Raw genomic sequence first — 14,996 nt, 5'->3', positions numbered from 1 at the left:
TATTCATTATGTCCACACCTATTCTTTTGCTACAAGATGTTTCTTTTACCCTTGGGGGAAAACCGCTTATCGATAATGCAAGCTTCAGCCTTAGCGCAGGAGAGCGTGTGTGTTTAGTGGGACGTAATGGGTCTGGAAAATCAACTTTATTAAAAATTACAACAGGACAGCAACATGCTGATTCTGGCAGTATCTTTTTACAACCTGGGACGTCTGTGCAATATTTAACACAAGAGCCAGACCTCTCGGGATTTAATACGACATTAGACTATGTGTGTTCTGTGTTACCTGACCATGAAGATCATTATCGTGCACGAATTTTACTTGATGCGCTGGGGCTAGATGGCACCGAAAATCCAAAACATTTATCAGGTGGGGAAGCTCGCCGTTGTGCTTTGGCCAAAGCATTGGCTCCTAAACCCGATTTATTATTGTTGGACGAACCTACGAACCATTTAGATCTCCCTGCAATTGAGTGGTTGGAAGCTGAATTAAAATCACTATCATCGGCTATGATTATCATCAGCCATGATCGTCGCTTTTTGGAAAATATAGCGAATGGTATTATTTGGTTAGATCGAGGACAAACGCGACAATTAGAGCAAAAATTCTCGCAATTTGAACAATGGAAAGAAGAATTCTTTGAACAAGAAGCCCTTGAGCAACATAAACTCAACCGTCAAATTGTTAGAGAAGAACACTGGGTTCGTTATGGTGTTACGGCTCGTCGAAAACGCAATGTTCGCCGGATGGCAGAGCTGGCTGACTTACGCACGAAACGCCAAGAGATTGTTAAAAACCCGTCTATGACTTCTATGCAAGCTACTCAAGCAGATATTTCAGGAAAATTGGTGGTAGTGGCAGAGCAAATCAACAAAGCCTATGGTGATCAGGTCATTGTTCAAAACCTTGATCTGCGTGTTTTGCGTGGAGATCGTTTGGGAATTGTTGGCCCGAATGGTGCAGGCAAGACAACTCTTTTACGCCTTTTAACAGGCTTAGAAACCCCCGATAGTGGGGAAATTAAAATTGGGGCAAACCTTGAGGTCAATACATTAGATCAACAACGCAAATTATTAGACCCCAATAAAACGCTTGCGGATACAATGACCAGTGGCAGTGGAGATTATGTTCAAATTGGAGATGAAAAAAAACATGTCGTAGGTTATATGAAAGAATTCATGTTTAACCCAGAGCAAGCCAAAACACCTGTTCATGCATTATCTGGTGGGGAAAAAGCTCGGTTACTTTTGGCATGTGCACTAGCAAAACCCTCTAACGTTTTAATTCTTGATGAACCGACCAATGATCTGGATTTGGAAACTTTGGATTTATTACAAGAACTGCTTGCATCCTATCCTGGCACTGTTCTGGTTGTTAGCCATGACCGTGATTTCTTGGATCGCGTGGCAACCTCGACTTTGATAGCCAATGGAAATGGCGAATGGCTTGAATATGCTGGTGGTTACTCAGACATGATGGCACTGCGTAAACAAAGCCAGAAAGAAGAGGAAGTTGTTAAAAAAGCTGCCTCTAAAGCTGATAATTCTGGCAAGCCAGTCAAAAGCAAGACACAGAAACTCTCTTATAAAGATCAATATGAGCTAGATCATTTACCTGAAAAAATAGAAAAAATAGATACTCAGATTGCGTTACTCAATGAAAAACTAGCTGATCCTGTTCTTTATGAAAAAGATCCAAAATCTTTCCATAAATTCACAGAGCAACTGACCAAAGCCCATCAAGAACATCATCAGATGGAAGAACGTTGGTTGGAGTTGGAAATGTTACAAGAAGAATTGAAGCAAAGTTAATCTTATTTAAAATGCCTCTAAATCAGAAAGTGATTTTGTGATTGAATATATATGATTATTCGTATATATATATATTCATATTAAAGGATATATCAATGAACCAAACAGATTTCTTCAAATGTCTTTCTGACCCTACTCGTTTGCAAATCATAAAAATGGTAATCAGCAAGAGTAATATTTGCGTTTGCGAATTCACAGAGCAACTGGCATTTAGCCAACCAAAGATTTCTCGTCATCTAGCATTACTTCGAACTCATGCGATCTTGCTGGATCAACGCCAAGGTCAATGGGTATATTATCGTTTAAATCCAGACCTTCCCATTTGGGCAAAAGAAATTTTAACCACTCTTTCCCACCATCCCTTAGCATAAAAAGCAATATGTCCCAATCAAAACTCTCTTTTTTAGATCGCAACCTGACGCTATGGATTTTTATTGCCATGGCGATCGGCATTACAATTGGAAATTTTATTCCACAAATTCCACAATTTTTAAACCAATCTAGCGTTCATAATGTCAATATTCCAATTGCTATCGGATTAATTTTAATGATATATCCACCGCTGGCTAAAATCAATTATGCAACTCTACCAAAAATATTTAAAGATAAACGAACACTAACTTTATCTTTAATTTTAAATTGGATTATTGCGCCGTGTTTAATGTTTGTGCTGGCATTTATATTTTTACGTTATAACTATGAATATATGACAGGATTAATCCTGATCGGGTTGGCCAGATGTATTGCGATGGTATTGGTTTGGAATGATTTAGCAAAAGGAGATAATCAATATGTAGCAGCCTTGGTTGCTTTTAATAGTATTTTCCAAATTCTATTTTTCAGCACATATGCATGGTTCTTTTTAACCTACCTTCCTCCATTTTTGGGAATTAAATCAGAAGTTATTTATATTGATTTTTGGTTAGTAACCCATTCTGTATTGATCTATCTAGGTATTCCCTTTTTATTAGGCTTTTTAACCAGAGTTATCTTCATCCATATAAAAGGTGCTAATTGGTATCAAGATCAATTCTTACCAAAAATCAGCCCTATTAGCCTGATTGCACTGTTATTAACAATTATTGCGATGTTTTCCCTTAAAGGCAACGATATCGTTCATTTACCTTTAGATGTCATTAAAATTGCTGTTCCTCTGATTATTTATTTTGTGCTGATGTTTATGATTAGCTTTTTTATCAGCAAATGGATGGGCAATACATATCCCATTACGACCTCAATTTCCTTTACCGCAGCAGGGAATAATTTTGAACTTGCTTTGGCTGTTGCAATTGCAACATTTGGGCTCAACTCACCCGTTGCATTTACAACCGTCATTGGCCCTTTGGTCGAAGTACCAGCTTTGATTTTATTAGTAAATGTTGCGTTAAGCTTTAACCGCAAATATTTTAAGAAAGAACAATCCGCATGATTCTTCCAAATATTCATATAGAACAAATTGAAAAACCTTCTTTTGACAAAGTGCAAGCTAAAAACTTAACCCATCCACCACGTTTTTTATTACTTTATGGGTCTAATCGTGAGAAATCTTATAGTCGATTGACAGTACAAGAAGCAGGCCGAATTCTAGAATATCTTGGTGGTGAGGTAAAAATATTTCATCCCAAAGGATTGCCTTTGCCCGAAAACGCCAAAAATACTCATCCAAAAGTCAAAGAACTTTATGAATTATTAGCATGGTCAGAGAGCATGGTATGGTGTTCTCCCGAACGCCATGGCTCAATGAGCTCTATTTTTAAAGCTCAAATTGATTGGATCCCATTAGCTGCGGGAACTATTCGAAATACTCAAGGCAAGACCTTGGCATTAATGCAAGTTTGTGGTGGATCACAATCCTTTAATACCGTGAATCAAATGCGTATTTTGGGACGATGGATGAGGATGATTACTATTCCTAATCAATCCTCTGTTCCCAAAGCTTTTTTAGAATTTGATGAGCAAGACCGTATGAAACCATCTCCTTATTATAATCGTATCGTCGATGTGATGGAAGAACTCTATAAATTCACATTACTAACCAGAGGACAAAGTGATTATTTAACCAACCGCTATTCTGAACGCATCGAAAGTGCAGAAGAATTGTCAAAACGAGTTAATCAGAAAGAAATATAGCTCATCAACCTATCTTTTAAATGGAAAGGTTAATTTCTTCCATTTAAAATCAAAAACTCATCTTCTTCGGGCTTAACAACCCTGATGCTTGCATCCGCTCTCTTGACTCTTTCACACTATTAATCACTGCCAAGGCAGCCTCCAACGCATTTCGTCCAGCCACCGCATCGACAATCACAGGTGCGCCATCGAGGCAAGACGCAGCAAAGGCGGCGTGTTCTTGTTCTAAATTATCGTGATCTTTCCATTTAACTGCTTCGCGTCTGAACCCATTCGTGCCAGGCAGAGGCAAGCCTTTTTCTCGACCAATCATGACCAATTGTTTTTCCATAAAGTCCGCTGATAAATAACCTTCTTCAGAGAAAATTCTCATTTTACGTTCAGTTTTTAAGGAAATCCGACTGGCTGCAATTGTGGCAACGCACCCATTGACAAAAGTCACCCTTGCATTTGCGATATCTTCGAATTCGGAAGTTACCGCAGCCCCCAATGCATCGACTTTATCTATCGGAGAATTTACAATTGCCATCACCAAATCCAAATCATGAATCATCAAATCCAAAACCACAGAAACATCTACTCCACGAGGCTTAAACGGTGCAATACGGGTTGTTTCAATATAAAGAGGACGTTTGATCCGTTCACTAATCGCTTTTTGTTCAGCGGAATAACGCAATAAATGTCCAACTTGTAAAACAATACCCGCCTTTTCAGAAAGCTCAATTAAATGATCAGCCTGTACTAGGGTGGAAGCAATGGGTTTTTCGATTAAAACATGTTTGCCTGCCTGAATAGCTTGAACTGCAAGTTTATAATGCTCCTCGGCAGGAGCCGCAATAATCAGAGCCTCGCATTGATCCAACAGCTTATCCAAAGGCATGTAAGGTGCACCACCTGCCTCTTTGCCTACTCGTTCAGCATTTTCAACAACAGGGTCATAAACACCAACCAACGCTTCACGTTGAGAGGCGGCCGTTTTTAATGCATGAAACCGTCCAAAATATCCTGCGCCAACAAGCCCTACTCGTAATATTGTTTTTTCTTTCATGCTGCACTCTTTTAGTTTAAAAATGTTTCTTTGTTGAAATTAATAGCTATATGAAAATAATGATGACATACCTCAAGATGAATAAAAATATCTTTCTTTATTGTGTAAGTATTTTTCTCTTTATTACAAACCTAGGTTATACGAAATCAGTTCAAGCAAAACCAAATTGCATTCATAGTGTTCTCTCTGATCTAGCTTCTTATCCAAACAATCTTATAAATATTTTGACTGCTAAAAAATATTTCATCATCGAAGCCAATATGGACAAAGTTATTGATTATAAATTATCAAAAATTTCTCTACAGCTCCAAAATGAAATCGATAAGCGGTCTATTCATAATATAGAAATCGCAAAAAAAGATAATGATTTAATTATTTTTTACAAAAACGCTCTAGATTCCACAAATATATTAAACATCATACAAATATTACCTAAAAATATACTTAATAATGCAGAGGTAAAAAATGAATTAATTGGTAACCAACTGCAAATGACTTTAACAATTCCCAAACAAAGCATTAAAAAAGAATTATATTTAAAGTCTAAATGGATTATTCAAGACGTTTTGATGATCAATAATATACACGCAATAATGTTGCCTATGGCGCTTAATAAATTCATAATTATACCAATAGAAGATAATAAAAATAATCTATCAAACCTTTTTCAAAATGTTGGGAATGTAACATTGCATCTTGTTAATGAGAATTCTATTTCTCATAATACTTCCTCTATTGATACAATCATTTTACCTTTTTTATTTTCACAACACACCTCATTGCCAATCTATAAACAACAATTAATGAGCGGTCAGTCTATTATCAACGCAGACTCAAAATTCGACCCGTATTTACAAAGTTATTCCGTAAATATAAATTTTGATAATTCAAATAAAGAACAACTTTATAATATTACACGCCAAAATGTAGATAAAATTATAGCAACCGTTATGAACAATAAAATTATATTTGCATCACATATCAGAGCACCTATATACGGTGGAAGGGTAATGATTGAAGGGAATTTTTCACAACAGCAAGCTAATGCAATCGCTAATTTACTTTCTTTGAACTATATTCCAATCACTTTCAAAGTCGCTGAAACTGAGAGGTTAACTATTTTTCCAAAATAAATTGTAATCTCGTCTTATATTTTTATTAACTCGAAATTGATATTTATATATATTCTTGCATTTTTACTTAATACAACGAATAAAAGCCTGCTTTACAACAAGCTTTTTATCAAGAATTAAATCAACCGAATAAATCTTTTAACTTGCAAGAATAATCTCATCTTCTTGAGCAATCTCTAGATAAGGGCCACCAGCCAATATCTGCATTGAAATATACAATACTGAGTTATCTGATAAGTTCTTACTATTAATTGGTAAGAAGGCCTTTCCGTTTGTCCAACGCCCTAATTGTTCTTGTCTTGCATGCCAACCCAATAACTCCTCTTGCTCTTTATGAGCTCCTATGAACTCTAGTGCACTATCAGCATAAATTTTTATTTCATTAATCAACACACCCAGGAAATGACGGTTATCTATGAAAGGACCAATCACATCACAAAGGCGGTTTCTTCTTGAGTTAATCCAAACAAATTGAACTGTTGATGGAAGCATAAAAGTTACATAACCATTGAAAACGCGTTTTTGACGAATGATTACACCTTGATCAGTAACCAAATAAATATCTGGATCTTCTATTAGTTTGTAATTACGTCCTTGATACTCTGTTTTTACGATAGAGTTGCGTTCTTTGAGTTCATTATATAATGGTTCTACCACACCTCTATCAACAACAAGAGGAGCCGCAGCGTTCTTAGTCCAATCTTTTGCAGAGCATAAAGAAGTTTCTATTACTTTATGATGGTGATTAAAAGCATGACGATTACCTGTATCTAAATAACTCTCAGTAAGCATACCATCTGCAATAATTACAGAATGTTCCTCTAATTCAACGTGATAATATTCATACGAAGTTATAGAGTAATCATAAAAAATTGTTGATCCATTGACCAACATACGAACTGGTATGAATTTATCTTCAAAGAATAAACAATGTTCAGCGGTAATTAATAAATCTTTGTAAGGAACATTTTCAGCAATAGCCCCCTTTAATATACGTACAGGATACCCTGCCATATCATCAGGAAGATGTTTATTAACGCGACAATATTTTTGCCCAACCCACGTAACTACACGTTCAATATATTTCTTTTTAGCCCAATCATAAGTCGTTACTAAGTCACCCGATTGCAAAGCTTCAACATTTTTAACTCCTGTTTCTGTTTGAATTTCTGTTCCCGACAAGAAACAAACTGTTAGAACTAACCCTAATCCTCCATCACTTGGTGTCTGAATTGAATATCCTGTTTGCTTAATACCAACAATATTCAACGTAAGGGAAAAGCCTGTATCCATTGTAATGGTAATATGATCATTATCTGGGAATGTTACACCAGTTAATTTTCCAAATTCGATATCTTCATATTCTAATAAAATACTATCTGAATGATCTGCATCTGTTCCAGAGAATCCTTGAATTTGAGTGGTAACACTTGCATCATTCCCTTCCCAGTTAATTAATGGTGGTTCACCAATAATCGTTAATCCACCATTTGTATCACCTACTAGATTAATAACCCCACCATTAGATGTTGTTATCAACGCACTGCCACCTGGATTTAATGTAACCTCGCCTTTAATATTTGTACCCATAGATACATCTAACCAACCACCATTATTAATAGTAATATTGCCTAAATTTGAACCATCACCAGCATAAATAGCACCATTAGTCACAGTCGTATTATTTGCTGTCGCACCATCACCAACATTTTGATATCCACCACTAATAAATGTATTACTTGCAATACCTCCTGATAATATTGTTTGACTTGTTCGCCCTGTACCCTGCCCAGAACCAAGAATACTCGTATTATATACAATGGCACCAGAAGCAACTGTTTGGGAGCCACCACTAACAATATTTGTATAATCAACAGTAGCACCAAATAAAACAGATTGAACTGCTCCAAGTGAAACCGTTGTATAGCTAATATTAGCACCAGAACTTACAAACTGTTTACCCCCATTAATAAGAGTAGTATTCTCAACAATAGCACCAGATGAAATAAATTGACTACCTAAATTTCTTACAACAGTCCTATCCACAAAAGCACCGGATGATACTACCTGAGATCCAACCCATATAATGGTTCCATAAGCGCTTCCTCCACCCAAAACAAATTGTGAGGCACCGTCTCCTGAATAGGAAAAACTATTACCAGATGAAACAGAAAAATCTGCATCAAGAATTGTTCCACTCGCAACAGCACCAGATGAAATAACCTGTGTTATTCCATGCATTGTATTATTGTAAACTGCTCCACCTGATGAAATTATTTGACTTCCAGAACCACTAACAACTGCGCCACTCAAATAAACACCTGACATAATTACTTGAGAGGCATTCGTGTATAAATGCGTAATACCGCTGATTGCCCCACCATAAATAATTTGTGCGCCACTATTTACACTTGTGTCATAAACAGTTCCAGCTGAAACAATTTGAGATCCAATGTTAATATTAGTGTTAGAAACAATTCCTCCAGAAATATACTGATTGCCATTGTTTATTCTTGTATTAGTAACACTTCCACCTGAAATAGTTTGATAACCACTATTAATTTGTGTATCAACAACAATTGTGCTTTTAAGGTACCCATCAAGTTTTCCATTAGAAATAATTTGATATCCAGTATTAATACTAGTATTACTAACAACTCCAGCATGAATTATTTGAAATCCATTATCAATAAAATTATTAGTATAATTAGCTCCACCAGCTTCTTGAGATCCACTAATAAGTGTAGTATTACTAACTACTCCTGCTCCCCAATCTTTTTGCTTCCCATTACCAATTTTGGTATAAAGAACATTACCTCCCCAAATATCTTGCTCACCATTATCGATAGTAGTATTAGATACATATGCAAGACCACCAATCACTTGTATACCACTACCAATACTAGTATTTATAGCACTTCCTAGTATTCTTTGATATCCACTATTCATACTGGTGTTAGCTACGAAAGCGTCTGTTGCAGAAACAACTTGATATCCGTATCCATCATAAAAAAAATTTCCGTCAGCACTACCACCTGAAGAGATAACTTGAGATCCATTATAAAAACTTGTATTAATGGCTCTCCCTCCTGAAACGTACTGTGTTCCACTACTAATCGTTGTATCGCTAGCAATTTGTCCTTGATCAACATACTGATTACCTGTAATCACAGTAGCTCTGTTAAGATAAATGTTACCATTATCACTATTGGTGTTAATTATATTTCCAGAAGAAATTATCTTATCATTCACAGTTTTATTCCTTGACTTGTGTTTATTGCCATAAATCACAACGGCGAATATCGGCAACTCATAAAAAATATATACTGATAATTACATGAATACAGAAAAATATTTACCATCACTTAACAATTAATTTTCTAAAACAATTACTCAGAAAATAATTTGATACATATTATGGTTTTTTATCAAAAATAGTGTAAAATAGGCACGAATTTAATTATCTTATTTAATACTCTTCATTTTTGTTTTATATATCTTTAACTTTGATAAAGTTTTTATTGTATATGCAAAACTTTATTCCACACCCTGCGTCACAACGACATCGTCGTTAAGCGTTCTCATCAACCATTTTAGTCCATGATGGTCTATAAATAAGGATTTAGTCGTTACTGCGATGATGTATTACAGCCGCAAGAAACTAGCCCTGGTTATTCTTACCTGTTTTATTGGGCTATTATTATGTTTACCGAATTTTATGTCCTCTCCCTCGCCCAAAATCCCTTGGCGCCAAGTGCATCTTGGATTGGATTTGCGAGGTGGATCTTATTTATTAATGCAGATTGATTTAAATACAATTACAAAAAATCGTCTGCAAACTCTCAGCGATAATATCCGCCAAACCCTGATTTCTAAAAATCTGGGTTATAAAGATATTCATATCTCTGATAAAACTCGTAGTGTAAACTTTACCCTACGCAGCCCTTCTGAAAAAGATGCCGTATTACAAGCTTTGCGCGCTATGCCCAAAGCTGTTGTTAATGAGTTTTCTGTTAATGACGGTGCTAATGATCAGATTTCATTAACGCTTTCAGAAACAGCCATGCAAAAGCGTGGTGCTGAAGCCATTGCACAATCTATCGAAATTATCAGAAAACGTATTGATGCCACGGGGGCCGTTGATCCATCCATTACACGTCAAGGTGAAGACCGTATTGTTGTGCAATTACCAGGCGTTGATGATCCTGAACGTATTAAGAAACTGCTGGGAACAACAGCAAAAATGACATTCCATCTATTGGATGAAAGTGCGACAAACCCAGATTTTCCTCCTCCTGGGGTTACTTTTATGCCAATGACGGAAGATCCTTCTAGAAAACTACCGATACGTGATCATGTAGAGGTCGATGGTTCAGAATTAACCAATGCCAGTGCTGGACTAAATCAAGAAAGTGGTGAATATGCTGTCAATTTTCAATTTGATACAGCTGGTGCCCAAGCATTTGCAAATGTAACCAGAGCAAACAAAGATAAACCTTTTGCTATTGTTTTAGATAATCAGGTTATTACTGCTCCAGTCATCAGAGGTATTATTCCTAATGGTAGAGGGGAAATTACAGGTGGCTTTACTGCACAAAAAGCAACAGATCTTGCGTTAATGTTACGCTCTGGTGCATTGCCTGCTCCTTTAAAAGTCGTTGAAGAACGTACGATTGGGGCTTCACTTGGTGAAGATGCTATTCGTGCAGGGGCTATCAGCTTAGTTGTTGGTTTCGCTTTTGTTATCGTCTTTATGTTAGTATTTTATGGTCGTTTTGGTTTTTATGCCGATGTTGCCCTATTTGCAAACTTGATATTAATGATGGCAATCTTATCCTTATTCGAAGCCACGCTGACTTTGCCTGGTATGGCAGGTATGTTATTAACGTTGGGTATGGCCGTGGATGCAAATATCTTGATTAATGAGCGTATCCGTGAAGAAGTTCGTAATGGACGTACCCCTTTAAATGCGCTTCAAACAGGATTTGATAGAGCCCTCAGCACTATTGTTGACAGTAACGTTACAGCATTTTTATCTCATGTCATGCTTTTTGTGTTTGGCACAGGACCAGTACGTGGGTTTGCCTTAACCATTACCATTGGTATTGTTACCACGATCTTTACGACTTTATGTTTATCTTGGATGTTGATTATCCGCTGGTATGCGGTTACTCGTCCTAAAGAGCTACCAATTTGAAAGAAAGAACATGCTAGGCCGTCCTTTATTACATTTAGTTCCTCATGGCACTAAAATTCACTTTATGCGTGGACGCTTTATTGGGCTGATTACTTCTGCAGTTCTGTCTATTGCGTCTCTTATCTTATTTTTCCACCCAGGGTTAAATCTGGGGTTGGATTTCCGTGGCGGGGTGGTTGTCGAAGCCCAGACCCAAGGTCCTGCTGATTTTTCTAAAATTAGAATGGAGCTTAATCAAGCTCATATTTCAACGGCTGGATTACAACAATTTGGTACAAAAAATAATGTGTTAATTCGTTTGGATGCTCCCAAAGAAAATAATGCCGAAGCAACCCAAACACTGATTAACCAAGTTAAACAGGCTGTTACTTCAGCGCAAGATGGTACGAAAATTGTCAGAGCAGACGCAGTTGGTGCCTCTGTGTCTTCCGAATTGTTTTATCATGGTTTGCTAGCTCTTGGATTTAGTTTGCTGATGATCATGATTTATATTTGGTTTAGATTTGAGTGGGAGTTCGCGGTCAGTGCAATTATCACATTGCTTCTTGATTTAACCAAAGCAATCGGTTTCCTAGTCATTACTCGCTTTGAGTTTGATTTGGTTATGGTTGCTGCACTTTTAACTATTTTAGGCTATTCAACGAATGATAAAGTGGTTGTTTATGACCGTGTAAGAGAGAATTTACGCAAATATCATTCCATGCCAATTCGTGAACTTATAGATATGTCGATTAATGAAACACTAAGCAGAACCCTTGCTACTTCTGCAACTGTTTTTCTAGCTGCATTGCCTTTGGCACTATTTGGAGGCGCATCCTTATCAGGTTTTGCTTGGGTTATGTTATTTGGTATTGTCGTTGGGACATCTTCTTCGATCTTTATTGCGGCACCTTTATTACTCTTTATGGAAGAAGGAAGCCTTAAAAGAAAAGCAAAAAAGGCTTCTTAAAACTTTGATAAATTAACTCTATAAAAAAAGGTAGTTCATTATTTGAACTACCTTTTTTTGTTATCAATGATCCTGTTTATCAGAGGATATAAAAGCAATTATCTGTTTCATCAAATATTGAGCTTGCTCTAGATTAGCAGAATTGGAATGCGTTAGTGCTTTTACAACAGATAATTTAGCTTGTTGATCTAACTGAGCCAAAGCCAGAAATTGCTCTTTGGTAATTGAGGAATTTTGTAAATAGCCAACACACATACCATGAACAAATAAATAATTTAACGCAACAGAGTGCGATGTTGGCTTATCATAAGAATTGCTATTCTGATCGATTTGACACCCTAATAGTGGGGTAACCAAAATAGCTAGGACAAACAAACATTTTATTTTTTTCATTCACTGTAATCTTTGTGTATTGGTTATACATCCTTTATCTTTAGCTATTATTTTTATTTTGCGCAACCAGAGCATCTCTGATTTCACTTAATAAAACTTCTTCTTTTGATGGTTTTTCAGGTGTTTTCTCTTCTTTTTTCTTGGTGCTTACATATAGCTTATTTAAACCTCTAACAAACCAAAAAACTGCAAAACCAACAATTACAAATTGAATAACGGCATTTAAAAATACACCTACATTGATCGTTACAGCCCCAATCTTTTGTGCTTCAGCCAAGGTTTGAACGTGTTGGCCTTTAAGTGTTATAAATAAATTACTAAAATCTATTCCACCAATAATTAATCCGATTACTGGGTTTAAAATATCTTTAACCAAGCTATTAACAATAGCCGTAAAGGCTGCACCAATAATGATACCAACAGCCAAATCAATAACGTTTCCACGCATGATAAAAGCCTGAAAATCAGCTAGCCATTTAGGTGTTTTACTTTTTACTTCTGTTTGATTTTCACTCAATTTATAGTCCCTTTCTAATACTGATGAAACAAAATCGTTTTAATATTATAATCATATATATTCATTACCTGTATAATAAAAAAGAGTAGAAATTAAAAAAGATTACATAGAATGGATTGATTTCAATTTATAAACAGATTATAAGGAAAAACTGTTTCTCCGTCTGTTGCGGAGGTTTTTTTATAGTCTGTTAAGAGAAAATCATGAAAGCCGATATTCACCCAGAGTATCACGAAATTACTGTTGTCATGACAGATGGTACTGAATTTAAAACTCGCTCTTGCTATGGTAAAAGCGGGGACACCTTACGTCTTGATGTGGACCCAAAGTCTCATCCAGCTTGGACTGGTGTGCAACGTATCAATGATTCTCGTGGTCAAGTTGCCAAATTTAATAAACGTTTTGCTGGTATTGGTCAAAAAAAAGGTTAATCCCTTTTTCTTTGATTTCTATTGTCAAAATAGATTATCTAGAGTTAAGAGAGGGTTTTGACTTTTCTTAACTCTAGATTTATTTTCTTTTGCACTTATAATGATTATGTAAAATAGGGTCTGTATCATATTTTATATAATCATTAACGCTTACGCCTCTATATCATTCATAGGATTAATATGACTTTACCTCTTATGCCAAAGGCAACCGCAGTATGGTTAATTGAAAAAACTGCATTAACCTTTACTCAAATTGCAGATTTCTGTGGAATGCATCCTCTAGAAGTACAAGCTATTGCTGATGGTGAAGTTGCACAAAGTATCATTGGTTATGATCCTGTATCTAATGGTCAGTTAACGCAAGATGAAATTACACGTTGTGAAGCTGATACTTCTCGTAAACTTCGTTTGTCTTCTTCCAGAATGCAAATTGTAAGACGTTCAAAAGGGGCACGATATACCCCTATTTCTAAAAGAAATGATCGTCCTGATGCTATTGCATTCTTGCTTCGTAATTATCCACAATTATTGGATCAACAAATTGCTAAACTATTAGGGACAACCAAAGATACGATTGCCAAAGTTAGAGATAAACAACATTGGAACTCTTCTAATATTAAACCTCGCGATCCAGTTATCTTGGGCCTTTGTAGTCAAATGGATTTAAATACTGCTGTCGCAGAAGGTAATGAACGCTTTGCCAAAGAAGGCATTCAAGCTCCTGCTCCCGTACAAGATTTAGAAGACGCATTTACACCACCTCATTCTTCTAGCTCTCAAGAGCCAGAATATGATGTTAATCAGATTTTTGCTGGATATGCTGATAAATCTGATACTTCAGAAGAAGAATAATCAGCGATGTCTTTACCCAAAGAATCCTTCCCTCTTGTTGGAATTATTATGGGCAGCCAATCTGATTGGGATGTCATGAGCCATACGGTTAATTTCCTTGTCGAGCTTAATATCCCTCATGAGGTTAAAATCGTTTCTGCGCATCGGACTCCAGATCGATTAAGAGAATATTCTGTATCCGCGGCCACTCGCGGTATCAAAGTTATTATTGCTGGGGCTGGCGGTGCCGCACATTTACCTGGAATGACCGCAGCCTGGACGCATTTGCCTGTTTTGGGTGTCCCTATGCAAACCCATGCGTTAAATGGTAAAGACAGTTTACTTTCTATTGTGCAAATGCCCGCTGGAATCCCAGTAGGAACTTTGGCAATTGGCAAAGCTGGTGCTATTAACGCGGCTATTTTAGCAACCTCAATTTTATCTTTATCAGACATTGAAATTGAACAACGCCTGATGCAATGGCGTAATCAACAAACCGAATCAGTTGGTTTAGAGCCTGTATAATCCCTTCATATTATTTTAAAAGAGGTCT

At 36.4% G+C, this 14,996-nt stretch carries 14 protein-coding genes; 10 read left to right on the top strand and 4 right to left on the bottom strand.

The window, feature by feature from the left end; genetic code table 11:
- Nucleotides 1–5: 5 nt before the first annotated feature.
- From QMN76_RS01090 to arsH, 4 genes are all read left to right on the top strand, one after another.
- Entirely contained in the window at nt 6–1,814 is a 1,809-nt protein-coding gene (locus tag QMN76_RS01090) for an ABC-F family ATP-binding cassette domain-containing protein (protein ID WP_282023579.1), read from the top strand.
- Between the two features lie 95 nt (nt 1,815–1,909).
- Complete coding sequence (locus tag QMN76_RS01085; RefSeq protein ID WP_051461859.1) at nt 1,910–2,185, top strand: metalloregulator ArsR/SmtB family transcription factor; 276 nt, start codon at nt 1,910–1,912, stop codon at nt 2,183–2,185.
- 8 nt (nt 2,186–2,193) lie between these two features.
- Nucleotides 2,194–3,243, top strand: coding sequence for an ACR3 family arsenite efflux transporter (arsB, locus tag QMN76_RS01080; RefSeq protein ID WP_034337406.1), 1,050 nt, complete (start codon nt 2,194–2,196; stop codon nt 3,241–3,243).
- A complete protein-coding gene (gene arsH / locus QMN76_RS01075) occupies nt 3,240–3,944 on the top strand; it encodes an arsenical resistance protein ArsH (protein WP_282023144.1) in 705 nt (234 codons plus the stop codon). The genes arsB and arsH overlap by 4 nt, the downstream gene beginning before the upstream one ends.
- A gap of 49 nt (nt 3,945–3,993) precedes the next feature.
- Here arsH and QMN76_RS01070 read toward each other — a convergent pair whose 3' ends face one another.
- Nucleotides 3,994–4,992: a Gfo/Idh/MocA family protein gene (locus QMN76_RS01070; protein ID WP_282023146.1), complete on the bottom strand. Its 999-nt coding sequence runs from the start codon at nt 4,990–4,992 to the stop codon at nt 3,994–3,996.
- A 77-nt stretch (nt 4,993–5,069) separates the two neighbouring features.
- On the opposite strand from QMN76_RS01070, the gene QMN76_RS01065 reads away from it, so the two are divergent.
- Nucleotides 5,070–6,125, top strand: coding sequence for a SecDF P1 head subdomain-containing protein (locus tag QMN76_RS01065; protein ID WP_282023147.1), 1,056 nt, complete (start codon nt 5,070–5,072; stop codon nt 6,123–6,125).
- Between the two features lie 138 nt (nt 6,126–6,263).
- On the opposite strand, the gene QMN76_RS01060 is transcribed toward QMN76_RS01065, so the two are convergent.
- Nucleotides 6,264–9,377 (bottom strand): Hint domain-containing protein, encoded by a 3,114-nt coding sequence (locus QMN76_RS01060; RefSeq protein ID WP_282023149.1) that lies wholly within the window; start codon nt 9,375–9,377, stop codon nt 6,264–6,266.
- Between the two features lie 385 nt (nt 9,378–9,762).
- Between QMN76_RS01060 and secD the strand changes: the two genes are divergently transcribed.
- Both secD and secF read left to right on the top strand, forming a co-directional pair.
- Nucleotides 9,763–11,322 carry a protein translocase subunit SecD gene (secD, locus tag QMN76_RS01055; RefSeq protein ID WP_084051506.1) on the top strand — a complete coding sequence of 520 codons (1,560 nt, stop codon included), beginning with the start codon at nt 9,763–9,765 and terminating at the stop codon, nt 11,320–11,322.
- A 10-nt stretch (nt 11,323–11,332) separates the two neighbouring features.
- Nucleotides 11,333–12,271, top strand: coding sequence for a protein translocase subunit SecF (gene secF, locus QMN76_RS01050; RefSeq protein ID WP_282065610.1), 939 nt, complete (start codon nt 11,333–11,335; stop codon nt 12,269–12,271).
- Nucleotides 12,272–12,334: 63 nt separating this feature from the next.
- Here the strand turns inward: secF and QMN76_RS01045 are convergent, their stop codons facing one another.
- Both QMN76_RS01045 and mscL read right to left on the bottom strand, forming a co-directional pair.
- A complete protein-coding gene (locus QMN76_RS01045) occupies nt 12,335–12,664 on the bottom strand; it encodes a hypothetical protein (RefSeq protein ID WP_282023150.1) in 330 nt (109 codons plus the stop codon).
- A 40-nt stretch (nt 12,665–12,704) separates the two neighbouring features.
- Nucleotides 12,705–13,112 carry a large-conductance mechanosensitive channel protein MscL gene (gene mscL, locus QMN76_RS01040; protein WP_051461976.1) on the bottom strand — a complete coding sequence of 136 codons (408 nt, stop codon included), beginning with the start codon at nt 13,110–13,112 and terminating at the stop codon, nt 12,705–12,707.
- A 272-nt stretch (nt 13,113–13,384) separates the two neighbouring features.
- Between mscL and rpmE the strand changes: the two genes are divergently transcribed.
- From rpmE to purE, 3 genes are all read left to right on the top strand, one after another.
- Nucleotides 13,385–13,612 (top strand): 50S ribosomal protein L31, encoded by a 228-nt coding sequence (gene rpmE / locus QMN76_RS01035; RefSeq protein WP_034337426.1) that lies wholly within the window; start codon nt 13,385–13,387, stop codon nt 13,610–13,612.
- A 180-nt stretch (nt 13,613–13,792) separates the two neighbouring features.
- A complete protein-coding gene (locus tag QMN76_RS01030) occupies nt 13,793–14,464 on the top strand; it encodes a DUF1013 domain-containing protein (protein WP_034337430.1) in 672 nt (223 codons plus the stop codon).
- A gap of 6 nt (nt 14,465–14,470) precedes the next feature.
- Complete coding sequence (gene purE / locus QMN76_RS01025; protein ID WP_034337433.1) at nt 14,471–14,968, top strand: 5-(carboxyamino)imidazole ribonucleotide mutase; 498 nt, start codon at nt 14,471–14,473, stop codon at nt 14,966–14,968.
- The last annotated feature ends 28 nt before the right edge of the window (nt 14,969–14,996 follow it).

The organism is Commensalibacter papalotli (ex Botero et al. 2024), from assembly GCF_947179115.1.
GTDB lineage: Bacteria > Pseudomonadota > Alphaproteobacteria > Acetobacterales > Acetobacteraceae > Commensalibacter > Commensalibacter papalotli.
Note: the sequence above shows the minus strand (reverse complement) of the source record. Positions and strands in the feature narration are given on the sequence as shown.

Excerpts from the sequence above, each read along its gene's own strand:
- QMN76_RS01085 (WP_051461859.1), top strand. The coding sequence starts at position 1,910 with ATGAACCAAACAGATTTCTTCAAATGTCTTTCTGACCCTACTCGTTTG.
- arsB (WP_034337406.1), top strand. The coding sequence starts at position 2,194 with ATGTCCCAATCAAAACTCTCTTTTTTAGATCGCAACCTGACGCTATGG.
- arsH (WP_282023144.1), top strand. The coding sequence starts at position 3,240 with ATGATTCTTCCAAATATTCATATAGAACAAATTGAAAAACCTTCTTTT.
- QMN76_RS01070 (WP_282023146.1), bottom strand. The coding sequence starts at position 4,992 with ATGAAAGAAAAAACAATATTACGAGTAGGGCTTGTTGGCGCAGGATAT.
- QMN76_RS01065 (WP_282023147.1), top strand. The coding sequence starts at position 5,070 with ATGAATAAAAATATCTTTCTTTATTGTGTAAGTATTTTTCTCTTTATT.
- secD (WP_084051506.1), top strand. The coding sequence starts at position 9,763 with ATGATGTATTACAGCCGCAAGAAACTAGCCCTGGTTATTCTTACCTGT.
- secF (WP_282065610.1), top strand. The coding sequence starts at position 11,333 with ATGCTAGGCCGTCCTTTATTACATTTAGTTCCTCATGGCACTAAAATT.
- QMN76_RS01045 (WP_282023150.1), bottom strand. The coding sequence starts at position 12,664 with ATGAAAAAAATAAAATGTTTGTTTGTCCTAGCTATTTTGGTTACCCCA.
- mscL (WP_051461976.1), bottom strand. The coding sequence starts at position 13,112 with ATGCGTGGAAACGTTATTGATTTGGCTGTTGGTATCATTATTGGTGCA.
- rpmE (WP_034337426.1), top strand. The coding sequence starts at position 13,385 with ATGAAAGCCGATATTCACCCAGAGTATCACGAAATTACTGTTGTCATG.
- QMN76_RS01030 (WP_034337430.1), top strand. The coding sequence starts at position 13,793 with ATGACTTTACCTCTTATGCCAAAGGCAACCGCAGTATGGTTAATTGAA.
- purE (WP_034337433.1), top strand. The coding sequence starts at position 14,471 with ATGTCTTTACCCAAAGAATCCTTCCCTCTTGTTGGAATTATTATGGGC.